Annotated in this window: 19 protein-coding genes; 11 read left to right on the forward strand and 8 right to left on the reverse strand. The window is 66.6% G+C overall.

Translation table 11 applies throughout. The features are described from left to right. Positions 1 to 385: 385 nt before the first annotated feature. Genes WFK36_RS04825 through WFK36_RS04840 form a run of 4 tightly spaced genes read left to right on the forward strand, consistent with a single transcriptional unit; the run spans position 386 to position 4,122 of the window. Entirely contained in the window at positions 386 to 1,405 is a 1,020-nt protein-coding gene (locus WFK36_RS04825) for a sulfate ABC transporter substrate-binding protein (RefSeq protein ID WP_336790966.1), read from the forward strand. 29 nt (positions 1,406 to 1,434) lie between these two features. Next, complete coding sequence (gene cysT / locus WFK36_RS04830; RefSeq protein WP_419717469.1) at positions 1,435 to 2,244, forward strand: sulfate ABC transporter permease subunit CysT; 810 nt, start codon at positions 1,435 to 1,437, stop codon at positions 2,242 to 2,244. After that, positions 2,241 to 3,125 (forward strand): sulfate ABC transporter permease subunit CysW, encoded by an 885-nt coding sequence (gene cysW / locus WFK36_RS04835; RefSeq protein ID WP_008381053.1) that lies wholly within the window; start codon positions 2,241 to 2,243, stop codon positions 3,123 to 3,125. Before cysT ends, cysW begins: the two co-directional genes overlap by 4 nt. Position 3,126: 1 nt before the next feature. Next, positions 3,127 to 4,122 carry a sulfate/molybdate ABC transporter ATP-binding protein gene (locus tag WFK36_RS04840; protein WP_008381052.1) on the forward strand — a complete coding sequence of 332 codons (996 nt, stop codon included), beginning with the start codon at positions 3,127 to 3,129 and terminating at the stop codon, positions 4,120 to 4,122. Positions 4,123 to 4,188: 66 nt separating this feature from the next. On the opposite strand, the gene WFK36_RS04845 is transcribed toward WFK36_RS04840, so the two are convergent. Continuing rightward, the gene (locus WFK36_RS04845) at positions 4,189 to 4,584 is read right to left on the reverse strand and encodes a DUF4189 domain-containing protein (RefSeq protein WP_336790165.1); all 396 of its coding nucleotides are present in this window, start codon (positions 4,582 to 4,584) and stop codon (positions 4,189 to 4,191) included. A 163-nt stretch (positions 4,585 to 4,747) separates the two neighbouring features. Between WFK36_RS04845 and WFK36_RS04850 the strand changes: the two genes are divergently transcribed. After that, positions 4,748 to 5,674: an alpha/beta hydrolase gene (locus WFK36_RS04850; RefSeq protein WP_336790167.1), complete on the forward strand. Its 927-nt coding sequence runs from the start codon at positions 4,748 to 4,750 to the stop codon at positions 5,672 to 5,674. Between the two features lie 13 nt (positions 5,675 to 5,687). Here WFK36_RS04850 and WFK36_RS04855 read toward each other — a convergent pair whose 3' ends face one another. From WFK36_RS04855 to WFK36_RS04875, 5 genes are read right to left on the reverse strand one after another with little or no spacing between them, the layout of a single operon-like run. Next, a complete protein-coding gene (locus WFK36_RS04855) occupies positions 5,688 to 6,413 on the reverse strand; it encodes a sirohydrochlorin chelatase (RefSeq protein ID WP_336790169.1) in 726 nt (241 codons plus the stop codon). Positions 6,414 to 6,424: 11 nt separating this feature from the next. Further along, complete coding sequence (locus WFK36_RS04860) at positions 6,425 to 7,765, reverse strand: sulfate adenylyltransferase subunit 1 (protein WP_008380321.1); 1,341 nt, start codon at positions 7,763 to 7,765, stop codon at positions 6,425 to 6,427. Next, positions 7,765 to 8,718, reverse strand: coding sequence for a sulfate adenylyltransferase subunit CysD (gene cysD / locus WFK36_RS04865; protein WP_008380320.1), 954 nt, complete (start codon positions 8,716 to 8,718; stop codon positions 7,765 to 7,767). Before cysD ends, WFK36_RS04860 begins: the two co-directional genes overlap by 1 nt. Then, positions 8,697 to 9,467 carry a phosphoadenylyl-sulfate reductase gene (locus tag WFK36_RS04870; RefSeq protein WP_336790174.1) on the reverse strand — a complete coding sequence of 257 codons (771 nt, stop codon included), beginning with the start codon at positions 9,465 to 9,467 and terminating at the stop codon, positions 8,697 to 8,699. The genes cysD and WFK36_RS04870 overlap by 22 nt, the downstream gene beginning before the upstream one ends. Continuing rightward, positions 9,464 to 11,200 (reverse strand): nitrite/sulfite reductase, encoded by a 1,737-nt coding sequence (locus WFK36_RS04875; RefSeq protein WP_336790176.1) that lies wholly within the window; start codon positions 11,198 to 11,200, stop codon positions 9,464 to 9,466. Before WFK36_RS04875 ends, WFK36_RS04870 begins: the two co-directional genes overlap by 4 nt. 341 nt (positions 11,201 to 11,541) lie before the next feature. On the opposite strand from WFK36_RS04875, the gene hemW reads away from it, so the two are divergent. Next, positions 11,542 to 12,762 carry a radical SAM family heme chaperone HemW gene (gene hemW / locus WFK36_RS04880; protein ID WP_419717389.1) on the forward strand — a complete coding sequence of 407 codons (1,221 nt, stop codon included), beginning with the start codon at positions 11,542 to 11,544 and terminating at the stop codon, positions 12,760 to 12,762. Between the two features lie 355 nt (positions 12,763 to 13,117). Here hemW and WFK36_RS04885 read toward each other — a convergent pair whose 3' ends face one another. Beyond that, entirely contained in the window at positions 13,118 to 13,543 is a 426-nt protein-coding gene (locus WFK36_RS04885) for a PaaI family thioesterase (protein WP_336790180.1), read from the reverse strand. A gap of 79 nt (positions 13,544 to 13,622) precedes the next feature. Here WFK36_RS04885 and WFK36_RS04890 point away from each other — a divergent pair, with 79 nt between their 5' ends. Next, entirely contained in the window at positions 13,623 to 14,225 is a 603-nt protein-coding gene (locus WFK36_RS04890; protein ID WP_336790182.1) for a TetR/AcrR family transcriptional regulator, read from the forward strand. A gap of 41 nt (positions 14,226 to 14,266) precedes the next feature. After that, complete coding sequence (locus tag WFK36_RS04895; RefSeq protein ID WP_336790184.1) at positions 14,267 to 14,920, forward strand: HD domain-containing protein; 654 nt, start codon at positions 14,267 to 14,269, stop codon at positions 14,918 to 14,920. Between the two features lie 142 nt (positions 14,921 to 15,062). Here WFK36_RS04895 and WFK36_RS04900 read toward each other — a convergent pair whose 3' ends face one another. Continuing rightward, on the reverse strand, positions 15,063 to 15,497 hold the full coding sequence (locus WFK36_RS04900) for a type II toxin-antitoxin system VapB family antitoxin (RefSeq protein ID WP_008380313.1): 435 nt from the start codon (positions 15,495 to 15,497) through the stop codon (positions 15,063 to 15,065). A gap of 74 nt (positions 15,498 to 15,571) precedes the next feature. Here WFK36_RS04900 and hrcA point away from each other — a divergent pair, with 74 nt between their 5' ends. From hrcA to WFK36_RS04915, 3 genes are read left to right on the forward strand one after another with little or no spacing between them, the layout of a single operon-like run. Continuing rightward, positions 15,572 to 16,606 carry a heat-inducible transcriptional repressor HrcA gene (gene hrcA / locus WFK36_RS04905; RefSeq protein ID WP_008380311.1) on the forward strand — a complete coding sequence of 345 codons (1,035 nt, stop codon included), beginning with the start codon at positions 15,572 to 15,574 and terminating at the stop codon, positions 16,604 to 16,606. Positions 16,607 to 16,630: 24 nt separating this feature from the next. Then, positions 16,631 to 17,785: a molecular chaperone DnaJ gene (gene dnaJ / locus WFK36_RS04910; RefSeq protein ID WP_008380310.1), complete on the forward strand. Its 1,155-nt coding sequence runs from the start codon at positions 16,631 to 16,633 to the stop codon at positions 17,783 to 17,785. Then, a complete protein-coding gene (locus WFK36_RS04915; protein ID WP_008380307.1) occupies positions 17,782 to 18,534 on the forward strand; it encodes a 16S rRNA (uracil(1498)-N(3))-methyltransferase in 753 nt (250 codons plus the stop codon). The genes dnaJ and WFK36_RS04915 overlap by 4 nt, the downstream gene beginning before the upstream one ends.

An 18,534-nucleotide genomic window follows, 5' to 3' on the forward strand; every position in this document is an offset into this window, starting at 1 on the left:
CGGTCAGCGCTGCACCGACCGTCGCTGCGTGCACTGTGTTCCGCCTACGGGCGAATAACGGTAGTGAGCAGACCAAGTGCCAATCGAAACGGGAAACCGCACGTCAGAATGGTCGGCACGGGGAAGTTGCAGAAGTGCATAGGCCGCGGACGCCGACGCTGCGCAGCGTAGTCGGCGTCCGCGGCCGTGTTCCGGCCGGCGATCGCATCTGGAGGATTGACAGGTGCCCGACTGGCTACCACACCACTGGTCAGAGGTCACAATGGTCGATTCGCCGCTGGTCGAATCGTTGAGGGCGCGGGTCAGTCGTTGTTAGCGTCATCGCGTGAACTCGGAGAAGACCTATCGGCGCGTGCGGCGCCCGCGCCGGATCATCGGCTGCCTCATGATGACCGCAGCACTCGTCGCATCGGCAGCCGCGTGCGGCGGCGGATCCACCGACACACCGGGCGGGGTCGACATCTCGTCTGGCTCGCGGCACATCAATCTGGTCGCCTACGCGACGCCGAAGACCGGGTTCGACAAGGTGATCCCGGCCTTTCGCGCCACCAGCGTCGGGAGTGACATCGGCTTCTCGCAGTCGTACGGAGCGTCGGGCGATCAGTCGCGAAAGGTCGCACGTGGACTCCCGACGGACGTCGTCAACTTCTCTGTCGCGCCGGATGTGACCCGCCTGGTCAAGGCCGGGCTCGTCGCCGAGGACTGGGAGAAGCAGGCGCCGAACAAGTCGGTGCCTTTCGGCTCGGTCGTCGCACTCGTCGTCCGCGAGGGAAACCCCAAGAACATCCGGTCGTGGGACGACCTGCTCCGGCCCGGCATCGACGTCGTGACGCCCAACCCCGGAAGCTCCGGTTCGGCCAAGTGGAATCTCCTCGCGCCGTATGCGGCGAAGAGCTCCGGCGGCAAGGATCCGGAAGCGGGCCTGGCGTACGTTCGGGAGCTTGTCCGCGACCACGTCAAGGTGTTGCCCAAGTCGGGCCGCGAGGCGACCACGGCGTTCGAGAAGGGGCAGGGCGATGTCCTGATCAGCTACGAGAACGAAGCGATCATGCTCAAGCGGAAGAACCCCGAGGTGTCGCAGTCCGAGCGGATCGACTACGTCGTTCCGTCGGCGACCTTCCGCATCGACAATCCGGTCGCGGTGGTCGACACAAGCGACGACATCGCCGCCGCGCGCGACTTCGTGGCGTATCTGTTCACGCCGGAAGCCCAGCGACTCTGGGCCTCCGCGGGATTCCGCCCCGTCGACGCCGCGGTGAAGGAGGAGACCGCTCAGTTGTTCCCCGGAGACATCTCCCAGCTGTGGACGATCGACGACCTCGGCGGCTGGAAGGCCACCGACAAGAAGCTGTTCGGATCCGACGGTGAGATCACCGCGATCTACAAGAAGGAGGCGGGCAGTTGAGCACCGACACCTCTACCGAGCCGCAGGCGGTGACAGCGGGCGTGGGACGCAGGTCGACGACGGGCCTCACCGTCGGCGTCGCGGGCCTGTGGTTGAGCATCATCGTTCTGCTGCCGCTCGCCGCGATCGCCGCGCAGTCGTTCGACGACGGAGCAAGCGGATTCTGGGACGGCGTCACCGATCCGGCGGCGCTCGACACGCTCGGTATCACCGTGGTGGTGTCGCTGGTCGTCGCCCTGGTGAACGTGGTCTTCGGCACGATCATCGCGTGGGTCCTGGTCCGCGACGACTTCCCCGGCAAGGCGTTCGTCAATGCGATCATCGACCTGCCGTTTGCACTGCCGACCATCGTCGCCAGCCTGGTCCTGCTGTCGCTGTACGGGCCAAACAGCCCGATCGGCGTGCACCTGTCGGCCACCCAGCCCGCGGTGATCATCGCGCTGACGTTCGTGACTCTGCCGTTCGTGGTCCGACAGGTGCAGCCCGTGCTGATGGAACTCGACACGAGTGTCGAGGAGGCGGCAGCGGTCCTCGGCGCCAGCAACCGGACCATCTGGGTCAAGATCGTGTTGCCTGCGCTCCTGCCGTCGATCCTCACCGGGGCCGGACTGGCGTTCACCCGCGCGATCGGCGAGTTCGGCTCGGTCGTCCTCATCGGCGGCAACATCCCCGGTGAGACGCAGGTCGCCTCGCAGTACATCCAGCAGCAGATCGAGGTCGACGAGCCGGTCAACGCGGCGGCCGTCTCAGTGGCGCTGCTCGTCATCGCATTCGTTGTGCTGCTGATCCTTCGCGTGGTCTCGCGCATCCAGACGTCTCGGGAGGGCTCGGAAGCATGATCGTGTCGAAATGGACGCGCCTCGGCTTGCGCAGCGTCGCCCTCGTCTACCTGTTCGTCCTGCTCCTGGTGCCGGTCGGCCTGATCTTCTGGCGGTCGTTCGAGCACGGCTTCGGCCAGTTCTGGGAGTGGATCACCACTCCAGCCGCCATCTCCGCTCTGCAACTGTCGTTGCTGATCGTGGTGATCGTCGTTCCGCTGAACGTCGTGTTCGGCATCGTGATGGCGATCGCGCTCGCTCGTGGACGTTTCCGCGGCAAGGGCGTCCTCCAGGCGATCGTCGACCTGCCGTTCGCAGTGTCGCCCGTTGTCGTCGGTGTCGCGCTGATCGCACTGTGGGGCGTCGACGGCTGGTTCGGCGGAATCGAGTCACTCGGCTTCCGCATCATCTTCGGACTGCCCGGCATGGTGCTGGCGACGATCTTCGTGACGCTGCCGTTCGTGGTCCGCGAGGTGGAGCCGGTGCTCCGTGAGATCGGCACCGAGCAGGAGGAGGCTGCATCCACGCTCGGCGCTACCGGTTGGCAGACGTTCTGGCGGATCACCCTCCCGGCCATCCGATGGGGCCTGACCTACGGCGTGGTCCTGACCGTCGCTCGCGCACTCGGCGAATACGGCGCGGTCACCATGGTGTCGTCGAACTTCCCAGGGGTGTCGCAGACGCTGACCCTCCTCGTGCATTCGCGCTACACCGACGACTACAACGAGTACGGGGCCTATGCGGCCGCGACGCTGCTGATGCTCGTCGCGATCGTCGTCCTCGTCTTCATGACCGTGATCGAGCGACGTGTCCAAGGACGTGTCGCCGACGCCAGCGCGTCGGTCGTCGATTCCCCCACCAGCGGTACCACCCCCTCCACACCAGCGCAGGAGAAGATCTGACATGTCCATCTCGGTGATCGGCGCCAACAAGCGCTACGGCGAATTCGCTGCCCTCGACGACGTGTCGATCGACATCCCAGAGGGTTCGCTCACGTCCCTTCTGGGGCCGTCGGGTTCGGGCAAGTCGACTCTGCTCCGCGCCATCGCGGGACTCGACCGCCTCGACTCGGGAACGGTCAAGATCAACGGAAGAGACGTGTCCTCGGCGTCGCCGCAGCAACGTGACATCGGATTCGTCTTCCAGCACTACGCGGCGTTCAAGCACCTCACCGTGCGCGAGAACATCGCGTTCGGCCTCAAGATCCGGAAGCGCCCGAAGGACGAGATCAAGAAGAAGGTCGACGAGCTGCTCGACATCGTCGGACTCACGGTCTTCCAGAAGCGCTACCCCGCACAGTTGTCGGGCGGCCAGCGTCAGCGCATGGCGCTGGCTCGCGCGCTTGCGGTGGACCCGCAGGTGCTGCTGCTCGACGAGCCGTTCGGCGCGCTCGACGCGAAGGTCCGCGAAGACCTCCGGAAATGGCTCCGCAAGCTTCACGACGAGGTGAATGTGACGACCGTTCTGGTGACGCACGATCAGCAGGAGGCCCTCGACGTCTCCGACCGTATCGCGGTGCTGAACAAGGGGCGGATCGAGCAGGTCGGGGCGCCGGACGATCTGTACGACCGCCCGGACAACGTGTTCGTCGCGTCGTTCCTCGGTTCGGTGTCGCGCCTCAACGGCGAGCTTGTCCGTCCGCACGACATCCGTCTCGGCCGGACCCCGGAGATGGTGTTCCCCGGACCCGATTCGACGCTGGACACCGGCGTGGTGAAGGCGTCAGTCGAACGTGTGGTCAACCTCGGTTTTGAGACTCGGGTGGAGCTCAAGGCTGCGACCACAGGCGAGGAGTTCGTCGCTCAGATCACGCGTGGCGACCAGAACGCGCTGAATCTACAGGCGGGCGAGTCGATCTTCGCTCGTGCGACGAAGGTTCCGCAGCTCTCGAACGACTGACAAGACAAACCTGGCGTTTGGTGTCACCAGATGACACCAAACGCCAGGTTCGTGAGGTCGAGTGGCTTAGCGGCCCGAGGTGCAGGCCCAACCGCGGACGTGTGAGCCGTATCCGGCCTGGCTCCGTGCGGCGCGCTCCGCGCCTACGCGGGTGCGGTAGCCGCGGGCGGTGCCGACATAGGTGCGGTAGGACGTGAACTTGTACGCCACGGCGCCGCACGAGCGGTAGAAGGTGAAGTACCCGCATCGTGAACCGCATCGGCCCTTGGCGGCACGGATCGCGGACTTCTGCGTCGGGTAGTTGACCGCGTAGCCGGTCGCCCCGTTGTAGGCCCAAGAGATTGCTCCCCAGTAGCCGCTTCGTGCCGCGTCTGCTTCCGGGGTGGCCGCCGGAACAAAGGTGGCGGAGGTCGCGAGCGTTCCGACGATCGCGAAGGCTGCGAGCAACTGGCGAAGTTTCATAGCTGGAAGAATACTCAGACGCTTCTCAGAAAGTCGAGAAGGAGTCGTTCATCTGATCGACGGTGTGTCGCGGATCGCAGTTCGAGTCGTCTCGATCGTCCCTGCCGGCCATGGGGCAGACTGACGTCATCAGACGAGACGTCGAGATGAGTGGAGACAGTCAGTGCCAGTCGATCCGAAGACCCAAGCATTCCTGACCGCGACCGAGAACGGGCGGGGGCTCCACGAGATGCCGCTCGATCAGGCGAGGACAGCGTTCGACAAGCTCAGCATTCGGTCGGGTATCGCACCGGTCGAGGTCGCCGACGTCGTCGAACGGACGATCCCGGGGCCCGCAGGCGACATCGCGGTCCGCGTCTACACGCCGGAAGGTGAGGGGCCGTTCCCCGTCGTGATCTTCTTTCCCGGTGGCGGGTTCGTGGTCGGCAATCCGTCGACAGTCCACGGCCCGGTGTCGGTGCTCTGCAAGCAGATCGGCGCGGTCGTCGTGTCCGTCGACTACCGCAAGGGGCCGGAGGACCCGTTCCCCGCGGCCGTCGACGACGCGATCGCGGTGACGCGGTGGGTCGGTGACCACGCCGCCGAGCTCGACGGCGATGCGTCTCGCATCGCGGTGGCGGGTGACAGCGCAGGCGGGAACCTCGCGACCGTCGTCGCGATCGACGCCCGCGACAACGGCGGCCCGGCGCTCGCCGCGCAGGTGCTGATCTACCCGGCGACGGACATCTCCAAGCCCTACCCGTCACTCCACGAGAACGGTCGTGGCTTCTTCATCACCGTCGACGTCCTGCGGTGGTTCGGGGAGGGGTACCGGGCGGATCCGCTCGACTGGCGCGCCTCGCCGATGCTTGTCGAGGACCTGTCCGGACTGCCCCCGGCGTTTGTCGTCACCGCCGAGTTCGACCCGCTGCGTGACCAGGGCGAGGTGTACGCGCATCGCCTCGCCGATGCAGGGGTTGACGTTCAAGCACGACGGTACGACGGCCAGATCCACGGGTTCGTCGCCAATCTGGCCGCTGTCACGGGCCTGGGGACCACGGCGATCAACGACATCGGAGAGTTCCTCGACGGGGTGTTCACCGACGACTGACCGGAGACGTCGGTCAGACGGCTGCGAAGGCGGCCCGGTGGAGCGCGGCGGCAGCATCGACGATCGCCGGATGCGCGCCGAGGGGACCGGCGACCACAGATCCGGGGGCGTAGACGTCGAGCCACCGTTCGACGCGCTCGGTCAGCAGACCGGCAGACAGGAACAGCGGAGACGCGGCGATCGACGTCGCGCCCGCAGCTCGGAGAGCGTGAACTGCGTCGGCGACCGGGCGCCCGTCGGATCCGAGCCGCGTAGCGAACACAGTCTGGACCGGCATCTGCAAGGCGGACGACAGTTCAACGCCGCGAGCACGGATGGAGTCGTCCGACCCGGCGTCACTGGAACCGACGGCGTAGAGCAGAACGCCTGCGCCCTGCTGGAGGCCGGCCTCGCGGAGGCGGTCGCAGAGGGCCGGGACCGGGGAGCGGGATCCGATCACCGGAGTCTGGACGGCCCTCAATCTCGGGTGTCTGCGACGGACGGCGTTGATCGTCGCAGGCAGATCGACCTTGGAGTGATAGCCGTCGCCGAACAGCAACGGCACCACCGTCACGTCGCCGGACACGTCCGCCAGAACGTCCCCGACCAGCGGTGCGTTCAGATCGAGAAACGAGACCTCCACCCGGACCCCGGGCATCGCGACCGCGACCGCGTCGCGCACCCGTCGAGCAGTGTCCGCGAAGCGGACGTCTCGACTGCCGTGCGCGACGAGGACAACGGTGCCGCCCCCATCACGCATCGGCGTCGCCATCAGACTGCCGCGGCCTGCGACAGGTGCAGCGGGGCGAGTGCATCGCCGATCAGACCGGCACCGAGTGTGTTGCCACCCTGCGGGTCGATGATCAGGAAGCTGCCCGACTCGCGGTTCACCTGGTAGTCGTCGGCGGCGATCGGCTCGGCCGTCATCAGGGAGATGCGGCCGATCTGATTGAGCTCAACTGTCTCCGGGGCGTCGAGCACGGCAAGATCCTGCTCGTCGAAGAGGGCGTCGAGCGAGGAGATGATCACCTGCGTCGTCTTGGCGCCGTGCTTGAGGAGCAGACGAGCTCCCGGCCGCAAAGCCTTCTCCGCGAGCCAGCAGACAGTCGCGGTGAACTGTTGGGCGGGCTCGGGTGCATCGGTGACCGACGAGATGAGGTCACCGCGTGAGATGTCGACGTCGTCCGTCAGCAGCAGGGTGACGCTGCGTCCGGTGTGCGCGGTCTCGAGTTCGCCGTCCGCGGTGTCGATCTTCGCGATGGTCGTGCGGATGCCCGACGGCTGGACCACGATCTCGTCGCCGACGGACACGCGGCCGGCAGCGATCTGACCGGCGTACCCGCGGTAGTCGGGGTACTCGGGGGTCCGCGGCCGGATCACGTACTGGACGGGGAACCGCAAGCCGACCGAACGGAGGTGCTCTTCGCCGTCCTGGGCTCGGCCTCGGTCGACGTCGTTCGGCACACTCTCGAGGTGCTCGATGAGCGTCGGGCCGTCGTAGTACGGGGTGTTCTCCGACCGGATCGCCACGTTGTCGCCGTGGAGCGCCGAGACGGGAATCTCCTGGACCTGGTCGGACGAGTAGCCGAGGGACGCGGTGATCTGGTTGAACTCCGCGGAGATCTCGGCGAACACCTCGCCCGGGTTGTCGACGAGGTCGATCTTGTTGACGGCGAGGACGAGGCGCGGAACGCCGAGGAGGGCCATCACCGCGGCGTGGCGGCGAGTCTGTGCGACCACACCGCTCCGCGCGTCTACCAGCAGGATCACCAGCTGAGCGGTGGACGCACCGGACACTGTGTTGCGGGTGTACTGCACGTGGCCCGGGGTGTCGGCGAGGACGAACGAGCGGGCGGGCGTCGCGAAGTAGCGGTACGCGACGTCGATCGTGATGCCCTGCTCGCGCTCGGCGCGGAGGCCGTCGACCAGCAGGGACAGGTCGGGCGTGTCCATGCCGCGGTCGACGGACGCCTTGGTGACGGCGTCGATCTGATCAGCGAGCACCGACTTGGTGTCGAACAACAGTCGGCCGACGAGGGTCGACTTTCCGTCGTCGACGCTGCCCGCGGTCGCGATGCGCAGCAGGTCGGGGGCGGGGGTGGGGGCACTCATCAGAAATATCCTTCGCGCTTGCGGTCTTCCATGGCTGCCTCGGAGACGCGGTCGTCGCCGCGGGTGGCGCCACGTTCGGTGAGGCGCGACGCCGCGACCTCGGCCAGAACGGCTTCGTTGTCGGCGGCCTCGGACAGGACGGCGCCAGTCGTCGAACCGTCGCCGACAGTGCGGTAGCGCACGGTCCGGGTCTCGACGGTCTCGCCCTCGCGGGGACCGCCCCACGGTCCGGACGTCATCCACATGCCGTCGCGCTCGTACACCTCGCGCTCGTGCGCGTAGTAGAGGGGAGCGAGGAGCACCTGCTCACGCGCGATGTAGCGCCAGATGTCGAGCTCGGTCCAGTTGCTCAGCGGGAACACGCGGACGTGCTCACCCGGTGCGTGGCGGCCGTTGTACAGGTTCCAGAGTTCTGGACGCTGCCGCTTCGGGTCCCACTGACCGAATGCGTTGCGCAGGGAGAAGATCCGCTCCTTGGCGCGGGCGCGTTCCTCGTCTCGTCGCGCACCGCCGAACACCGCGTCGAACCGGTTCTCGGTGATGCCGTCGAGCAGCGGAATGGTCTGCAGTGGATTGCGAATGCCGTCCGGACGCTCGGTGAGGCGACCGTCCGCGATGTAATCCTCGACCTTCGCGACGTGCAGTCGCAGGTTGTGCCGTTCGACGATCTCGTCGCGGAACTGGATGATCTCGGGCAGGTTGTGGCCGGTGTCCACGTGCAGCAGTGAGAACGGCAGTGGCGCGGGCCAGAACGCCTTCAACGCCAGGTGGAGCAGGACGGTGGAGTCCTTGCCGCCGGAGAACAGGATCACCGGACGCTCGAACTCGCCGGCCACCTCACGGAAGATGTGGATCGACTCCGACTCGAGCGCGTCGAGCGTGGTGAACTCGTCAGCGCGGTCGAACGACCGGGTGGGATTCTCGGAAATGGTCATGATGCGTGCAGCCCGCATTCTGTCTTGGCGCGCCCGGCCCAACGGCCGCTGCGCGGATCTTCTCCGGCTTTCGGTTTGAGGGTGCACGGTTCGCACCCGATCGACGGGTAGCCCTCGTCCACCAGCGGGTTCACGAGGACGCCGTTGGCGTCGATGTAGTTCTGGAACTCCTTGTCGGTCCACGCGGCGAGCGGGTTGATCTTGACCAGCCCGAACGCGTCGTCGAACGAGATCAGTGGGGCGTTGGCGCGTGTCGGCGCCTCGACACGGCGGATGCCGGTGACCCACGCGCGGTACGGCGCGAGCGACGCCTTGAGCGGCACCACCTTGCGCAGCCGGCAGCACTCACCCGGATCGGACGCGAACAGGTTGCGTCCGACCAGCTCGTCCTGCTGCTCCACGGTCTGTTCCGGGGTGACGTTGATCAACTCGAGGTTGTACACCGACTCGACGGCGTCCCGGGTGCCGAGTGTCTCGGCGAAGTGATAGCCGGTGTCGAGGAACAGCGCCTTCAGCTTTCCGCCGACGGCGTCCTTGTCGGTGATGGCCTTGTCCGCGACGTCGATGAGCACAGCGTCCTGCATGTTCGCGGCGATCAGGAAGTCGGGACCGAACGTCTCCGCGGTCCACGCGAGCAGCTCCGACGCGGTCGCATCCGGCCCGAGCTGAGCTGCTCCGGCCTCGGCGATGGCCCGGAGGTCGTCGATGGTTTCCTCTGCTGGTCGAGCGGTTTCCTCGGCTGGTCGAGCGAAGTCGAGATCAGTCATCGCAAGTGCTCCTCTTCTGCTCGGACGGCCCACACGGCGAAGCGTTCGCCGTCTTCGCGGTGCTCGATGAAGTTTCGGACGACTCGTTCGATGTAGTCGCCGAGGTCGACGCTGACGACCTTGTGCTGGCGTAGTTTGCGGCCGAAGCCGGAGTCGAGGCCGAGGCTGCCGCCCAGGTGGACCTGGTAGCCCTCGACCTGCTCGCCTTCGTCGTTCTCGACGAGTTGACCCTTGAAGCCGATGTCGGCGATCTGCGACCGGCCGCACGAATTGGGGCATCCGTTGATGTTCACGGTGATCGGGACGTCGAGCTGGGCGTTGATGTCGGCGAGGCGCTCTTCGAGGTCGGGTGCGAGCACCTGCGACCGCTTGCGCGTCTCGACGAACGACAGCTTGCAGAACTCGATGCCGCTGCACGCGAGCAGGTTCCGCCGCCAGTTCGACGCCCGGGCCTGTAGCCCGAGCGGAGCCAGCTCGTCGATGAGCGACTCGACCTGATCGTCGGGCACGTCGAGGACGATCAGCTTCTGATACGGCGTGAAAGAAGCGCGGTCAGAGCCGACACGGTCCATCGCATCGGCGACCTTGGTGAGGATGGTCCCCGACACGCGGCCCGCGATCGGCGTGAAGCCGATTGCGTTGAGACCGTTGCGGAGCTTCTGTACGCCGATGTGGTCGATCGGGCGGGCGGGCTGCTCGGGCGCGGGGCCGTCGATCAGCTTCCGCTCCAGGTACTCGTCCTCGAGGACCTGGCGGAACTTCTCGATGCCCCAGTCCTTGATCAGGAACTTCAGGCGCGCCTTTGCGCGCAGGCGGCGGTATCCGTAGTCGCGGAAGATCGAGACGACGCCTTCCCAGACGTCTGGCACTTCGTCGAGAGGCACCCACACGCCCACGCGCTGTGCGAGCATCGGGTTCGTCGACAGTCCGCCGCCCACCCACAGGTCGAGGCCGGGGCCGTGTTCGGGATGATTCACGCCGATGAAGGCGACGTCGTTGATCTCGTGGACGACGTCCTGCTGGCCGGAGATCGCGGTCTTGAACTTGCGGGGCAGGTTCGAATACGCGGGATCGCCGATGTACCGGCGGACGATCTCGTCGATCGCGGGCGTCGGGTCGAGGACCTCGTCGAACGACTCGCCGGCGAGCGGCGAGCCGAGCACCACGCGCGGGCAGTCGCCGCATGCCTCGGTCGTCTTGAGCCCGACGGCTTCGAGCCGCTTCCAGATCTCGGGGACGTTCTCGATCTCGATCCAGTGGTACTGGACGTTCTCGCGATCGGAGATGTCGGCGGTGTCGCGGCCGAACTCCGTCGAGATCTCACCCAGCGTGCGCATCTGCGCTGCGTCGAGCTTCCCGCCGTCGCACCGCACGCGCATCATGAAGTACCGGGCCTCGAGGAGGTCGATGTTCTCGTCGCCGGTGTACGTGCCGTCGTAGCCTTGTTCGCGCTGGGTGTACAGCCCCCACCAACGCATGCGGCCGCGCAGATCCGCCTTGTCGATGGAATCGAAACCCTGCTTCGAGTAGATGTTCTCGATGCGGGCCCGGACGTTCAACGGGTTGTCGTCGCGCTTGGTCTGCTCATTCGGATTGAGCGGTGTGCGGTAGCCGAGGGCCCACTGGCCTTCGGATTTGCGCTTGACCGGCCGCGCGCGCTTGCGCGGTGCTGCGGGCGCGTCGGCGGCCGCTGCAGGCGCAGCATCGGCCGACTCGGTTGACGTGAGCGTCATGAATTCTCCTACAAGGCATGCTGCGGGCAGGGCAGCACGGCGTTGGGCTGGAAATCAGGTGTGTGACGAGAATCGGCTGGGCCAGAAGGCGGGCCGATCACTGGGCCGCTTTGTCTCTACGCGCAGAAGTGCACGGAAGCGGTCGGATCGTCGGCTAGAGCCGACAGAACGCGCTGCAGACGCGCTTGAGGTCGATGTGTCGCCGCTCGGCGAGCCACACTCCTGGGGAAGTCACGTTGTCCATAGTGCCACGCGCGGGGACGGGTCGTCTACTTGGGGTTATTTTCGATCACGGTGATGTTAATTACCCGGACGGAGCGGATTCACTTGGTCGAGAGGCGATGCGGGATGATGGTTCAGTGGTGAATCGGCAGGCCCCTGAGCGGCTCTCGGAACAGGCGCTGGCGGCGTTCGGCTCGGTCGACGGTGCTCGTCCGCTCGGCCTCTACCTGCACGTACCGTTCTGCGCCACGCGGTGCGGCTACTGCGACTTCAATACCTACACGGCCGGTGAACTCGGTTCGTCGTCGTCCCCGCAGTCGTGGATGGAGGGGGTCCGCCGCGAACTCGACACGGCTGCAGCATTGCTGTCGCCGACGCGTGAAGTGTCGACGGTGTTCGTGGGAGGCGGCACGCCGTCGTTGCTCGGCGGGGAGGGGCTGGCCGAACTCCTCGGCGCGGTTCGCGACTCGTTCGACCTCGCACCCGGTGCGGAGGTGACGACCGAGTCGAATCCGGAGTCGACGTCGCCGGAGTTCTTCGGCCGACTGCGTGAGGCGGGATTCACGCGGATCTCGCTCGGCATGCAGTCCGCGGCTCCGCACGTCCTGTCGGTGTTGGAACGCACGCACACGCCGGGCCGTGCGTTGCAGGCCGCGAGGGAAGCGGTCGACGCCGGTTTCGAGCACCTGAACCTCGACTTGATCTACGGCACGCCTGGGGAGTCGGACGCCGACCTCGCCGCGTCGATCGACGCGGTGCTGTCCGTGCCTGTCGACCACGTGTCCGCGTATGCGCTGATCGTCGAGGACGGAACTGCGTTCGCAAGGAAGGTTCGGCGCGGTGAGGTGCCGATGCCCGACGACGACGTCCTCGCTGCGCGCTACGAGATGCTCGACGCTCGGCTCTCCGCGGCCGGTCTCACCTGGTACGAGGTGTCGAACTGGGCTCTGCCGCAACCGGACTCGGCATGCAGGCACAACGAGGCATACTGGCGGAGCGATGACTGGTGGGGTATCGGACCCGGCGCTCACTCGCACGTCAACGGTGTGCGCTGGTGGAACCAGAAGCACCCCGCGACCTACTCGGCGTCGCTCGCCGAGGGCAGGCTCCCGGTCGGTGGCCAGGAGATGCTCTCGGCTGAGGACGTGCACACCGAAGCGGTGATGCTGCGCCTTCGGATGCGCGACGGGCTGCCTGCGGCCATGCTCGACGACGCTGAACGCGCACGTGCCGACGTCGCCGTGGTCGCCGGGCTTCTCGTCGTGGAGTCGGGCGCGTACGTCCTCACCGATCGCGGTCGTCTCCTCGCGGACGGCGTCGTCCGGGACATTCTCGACTGACTGGTCCGTCGCTCGTCGTAGAGTTTCGGGTCGGCGTCGAGGCGATGTTTGTGCCCGGCTCAGGGTCAAAGATGCTTGATACGGGGAGTGGGGCGAACCTCCCTGCCTCATCTCGCACTGACCTGCCTCAACTGGACTTCCCTGCCTGAGCTCAGGCAGGGAAGACGCATTGAGGCAGGTCAGTGCGAGATGAGGCAGGGAATCAACCGCATGAAGCAGCGCAAGCCGACATCCGCTTCCTGTCCCAGGCATCTTTGACGCGAACGAGGAATGAGCGCAACGTTCGACGCCGCTTCGACTCCGCTCGACGGTCAGGAGTTCCGCTCGACGACCGGAAAATGCCTCACGATCGGTCTCAACCGACCTGGTAGACGCCCGATCCGGTGGCGACGAGTTGATCGTCGGACCGTGTGCGGATCTCGACCGAGCAGTGCGACAGTTTGCGGCCGCGTCGGAGGCGTGTGCCGATGATCTCGATGTCGTCGTTCATCGCCGGTGCGATGAAGTTGACCGACATGGACACGGTCACGCCGCGCAATTGCTCGGGGACGGGGCCCTCGCCCGCCCACGCCGCGGCCATGATGCCGAGATCGATGCACGCTGCGATCGCGCCGCCGTGAACCATCGGGCCGATCGTTGTGTTCGCGTCGACGAACGGCATTCGCAGGCGTGCGGAGCCTTCGCCGAGGTCGATGATCTCGACGCCGAGGGTTCCGATGAACGGGGAACCTGGAAAGAACATCCGCATCGCATCAGATCCGGTGGTGGGCGCATCGGTCATGGCCGTCTCCTTCATTATCGTAGTAAAACTATGAAAACATAGTTGGACTACGAATCAATAGTGCTGCTACGTTTTTTGTATGACAGTTCCGTTGATCGAGCCGACCGACCGTCGTCGACGCCGCACCCACAACGCAGTTCTGGACGCGGCAGCCGGCCTGTTCGCGACGCGGGGATTCCGGCAGACGTCCGTCGACGAGCTCGCCCGGGTCGCCGACGTTGCACTCAGCTCCATCTACGCGAACTTCCCCGGCGGCAAAGCGGATGTTTACGCCGCACTGGCGTGCCGGATCGCGAGGGAACACGCGCAGGAGATGGCGGACGCCATCTCTGCGGTGGACGGGCCAGTTGAACTGGCGGTCTTCGACGCCTACCTGGGCTTTCACGCGCGCAACCCGAATGCCTTCCGGATCCTCGGGCTGTCTGACGTTGGAAGCGGAGACTCCGAACTCGTGGATGAGGCCCGTCGCATGGTTCGGACGCTGCTGGCAGGCGTCGTCGACGAGGCTGTTGCCGCGTCGGCCCTGAACGCGCGAGCCGCGCGGACGGAAGCGCTCCGACTGTGGGGGACTGTGAACGGAATGATCGCGTTGGGGGCGCAGGGCTTCGCGTCGACAGCGGAGATCGATGAACTCCTTGCTGTGGTGCGATCCGACCTTGCGTCGCGGATCGGCGTCGAATGAGGATCGGTGAGCTGACTCGGTCCGAGCGGCTCTCTACCGCGATGGCGGCATCTGCGGCCGCAGCTCGGTCGCTTCCAGGCCAGTTGCGCCGAGTCTCGTCGAGTTCGTGCGGGCAGCTGGTGACGCCGCCGGATTCGAAGTTCGCCACGGAGGTCGCCGAACGCGCGGCAGACGAACTCGCGCCCGAGGTGCTCGCGCACAGCCTGCGGTGCTTCCAATGGGCGGCGGCGTTCGCCGAGGTCGACGGGCTGGTCACCGATCCTGAGCAGCTCTGGGCGGCGACGATGCTGCACGACCTGGCGCTCGGCGGACCCGACGTCGACGGATACGGGTGCTTCGCTGCGATCGGGGGCTCTCTAGCGGGTGAGCTCGTGGCCCGCCATCGATCCGCAGCCGACGCTGACATTGTGCGCAGTGCGATCGCTGTCCACTTTCATCCGGCAACTCCGGCCGAACCCGTCGCCCGTTGCCTTCACTCGGCGGTGAACCTCGACGTCGTGGGACGCCGTTCACGTGAACTCGATGCGGGGCTCATCGCGGTCACCGAGGCGGCCCACTCGCGCGCCGGCTTCACGCAGACGTTCTGTGACGCGATGAAGATTGAGGCTCAGCTGCGTCCGTATTCGAGCGCCGCGGTCCTGTGGCGGGCGGGGGCGCGACTCCCCATCCTTCTCAACCCGCTGGCTCGGGCCTGACGGTCGCTGAGTTGAGGCAGGGGAGTCAACAAAAGCGCATGAAGCAGTGCAAGCCTGAGTCCGCTTCCCGCCCCAAGCATCTTTGATCCCAGGTCAGGGACGAACGAACGTCTGGACTCTGCTCGGAACTGCCGGGAGGCGGTCAGTCGAGTCGGTGGACGCCCGCGGTGCGGACGCGGCGTCGCGGATGGACGGGGAGTGGCGTGGAGACCGGGCTCAGCGGCGCCGTCGTCTCCACGTCGAGGTCGTCCTGCCCCGGCAGCGTCCCGAGTCGGGCGAGATGCGAGTCGAGATCGAACAAGCGCGCGTGGATTGTCGTCCGATTCCGCAGCGCCGACCGGACTGCGCGGTGCAGTCCGTCCTCCAGATACAGAACGTCCTGAAACTGCACCACATGTGAGAAGAGGTCCCCGTAGAACGTGGAGTCCTCCGACAGCAGCTTGTCCAGGGCCAGGACCGTCGTGACGGGCGTCAATTGATCCAAGCGGAACTGGCGAGGTGGGATCTTGGCCCATTCGCGCGGGGTCAGGCCGTGATCAGGGTAGGGCTTCCCGTCGTGAACGCCCTTGAAGATCATCGCCGCCTGGCCTCTGAAGTCGGTTTCGTAGAATGAACATGTCCACTCTATGCAACAGCGCGAGGAGGTGCCCGGTGTCGACCGCAGACGACCGTCGCTTCGAGATCCTGCACGCCATCGTCACCGACTTCGTGGACACCCAGGAACCGATCGGATCGAAGGCTCTCGTCGAGCGGCATCAGCTCGGCGTGTCCAGTGCGACGGTCCGCAACGACATGGCGTTTCTGGAGGCGGAGGGCTACATCACTCAGCCCCACACGAGCTCGGGGCGCGTGCCGACCGACAAGGGATATCGCCTGTTCGTGGACCGGATCAGCGAGATCAAGCCGCTGTCCTCAGCCGAACGACGCGCGATCCTCACCGTCCTCGATTCCGGCGTCGACCTCGACGACGTGCTGCGGCGGTCGGTGAAACTGCTCGCGCAACTGACACGGCAAGTGGCCGTGATTCAGTATCCGGTGCTGTCGACGGCACGAGTCCGACACCTCGAAGTTGTGGCGCTGAGCCCGTCGCGACTACTGCTCGTCGTCATAACCGACACCGGGCGTGTCGAGCAGCGCATGGCGACGCTCCGCGCTCCGATCGACGACCACACATTGGCCACTCTGCGCGACATGTTCTCCAAAGCCCTCGACGGTCAGCGTCTCGAGGACGCCTCGGTCGCCGTCGCCGAGCTAGCGACCCACGCGCCGCGCGAATTGCAGGAGCCGGTCGTGACCGTCGCGACTGTGCTGGTCGAGACGCTCGTCGAGCGGAGCGAGGATCGGCTGGTGCTCGGAGGCACGTCGAACCTCGCCAGGTCGGCCGCAGACTTCACTCCCGCGACCGGCGGTATGGACTCGGTCCTGGAAGCTCTTGAAGAGCAGGTGGTGGTCCTGAAACTCCTGGCGCACACCCAGCGGACCGGCACCGTCACCGTGCAGATCGGTGAGGAGACCAACACCGAGAACCTGCGGAACACGTCCGTCGTCTCCACCGGGTACGGTGCTTCGGGCACAGTGTTCGGCAGCGTCGGTGTGGTCGGCCCCACCCGGATGGACTATCCGGGAACAATCGCGTCGGTCGCAGCGGTTGCGAAGTACGTCGGCGAAGTTCTCGCCGATCGATAGTTATGTGTAAGGACGATTTTCACCGTGGCTCGTGATTACTACGGCATTCTCGGCGTGGCGCAGGGCGCGACTGATCAGGAGATCAAGCGCGCGTACCGGAAGCTCGCCCGCGAACTGCACCCCGACGTCAACCCGGACGCCGAGGACCGGTTCAAAGAGGTGACCACCGCCTACGAGGTGTTGTCCGACCCGGAGAAGCGTCGCGTCGTCGACGCCGGCGGGGACCCGCTTGCAGGTCCGGGCGGAGGCGGCTTCGGCGGCGATCCGTTCGGCGGAGGCGGCCTCGGAGACATCTTCCAGACCTTCTTCGGGGGCGGCGGAGGCGGCTTCGGCGGCGGCGGGCGAGGACCGCGTGGCCGCGTGCGCCCCGGTGAACCTGCGCTGGTCGGCGTGACCCTTGATCTCGACGAAGTTGCAGAGGGCGCACGCAAGGAGATCACCGTCGACACCGCGATCCTCTGCGACTCGTGCACCGGATCGGGAACCCGTGACGACTCCAAGCCGGTGACCTGCGGAACGTGTAAGGGTGCGGGCGAGATCCAGTCGGTTCAGCGGTCGTTCCTCGGTCAGGTCATGACAGTCCGCGAATGCCCCGAATGCCGCGGTGTCGGCGAGATCATCCCCGACCCCTGCCTCAAGTGCGGCGGCGACGGCCGCGTTCGCTCCCGCCGCACCATGACCGTCAAGATTCCGGCAGGCGTCCAGGAGGGAATGCGGGTACGCCTGACCGGCCAGGGTGAGGTCGGACCTGGCGGCGGTCCCGCGGGAGACCTCTATGTCGAGGTCAGCGAGGCTGTCGACGACGTCTTCGTCCGTGACGGCGACGATCTGCACTGCACGGTCCGCGTCCCGATGGCCGATGCGGCGCTCGGCGGCGAAGTGAGCGTCGACACGGTCCTCGGCAGCACCGCCACCGTGACCATCGATCCGGGCACGCAGCCCGGCACGGTGGTCCGCGTGCGCGGTCACGGGATGCCGCACCTGAACACCGGCATGCGCGGCGACCTGCACGCACACCTCGAAGTCGTGGTGCCCCGCAAGGTCGACTCCGCTCAGGCAGACCTCCTTCGCACTCTCCGCGACGCCATCGGCGACGACGTCGAGGTCGTGACCGCGTCGTCGAAGTCGGCATCCGGTGGACTGTTCTCCAAACTGCGCAACGCATTCGTGGGCCGATGACCCCGCCGCTCTTCTGGGTCGACGACGTCCCCGCCGCGGGTGACACCGCGACGGTGTCGGGCTCGGAGGGCAGACACGCGGTGACCGTCACCCGGATCCGCCAGGGCCAGTCGGTGATTCTCGGTGACGGCCGCGGAACTCTTGCCGACTGCGAGGTGACCGGTGTGTCAGGTAAGGACCGGTTGACTGTTCGCGTCGGTCGTGTCGAGTTCAACACTCGACCCAAGCCACTTGTCACCGTCGTGCAGGCGCTGCCGAAATCGGAGCGCAGCGAACTCGCAGTTGACCTCATGACGGAAGCCGGCGTCGACGCGGTGGTCCCGTGGCAGGCGTCGCGGTGCGTGGCCCGCTGGGCCGGGTCGAAAGCCGAACGCGGTGTCGAGAAGTGGCGGGCGACCGCGGCGACCGCCGCCAAACAGGCCCGCCGGCCGTGGATCCCCGACGTCGCCGATCTCGCGACCACCACCGACGTTCGTGACCTGTGTGCCCGCGCCGTGGCCGACGGCGGAGTGGTCGCGTTGCTACACGAAGCCGGTTCGACGCCGTTCCGGTCGGTCGACTTCGCATCGGCGTCCGAAGTCGTCCTGGTGATCGGCCCCGAAGGGGGCCTCGACGACAACGAGATCGCCGACCTCACCGCACTCGGCGGGAAGGCGGTGGTCCTCGGGCCCGAGGTCCTGCGCACTGCTGCGGCCGGTGCGGTGGCGCTCGGCGCGCTCGGCGCGGCCACCGATCGCTGGAGCCGCTGA

It is taken from the genome of Gordonia malaquae (genome assembly GCF_037148075.1).
In the GTDB taxonomy this organism is placed as follows: Bacteria; Actinomycetota; Actinomycetes; order Mycobacteriales; family Mycobacteriaceae; genus Gordonia; species Gordonia malaquae.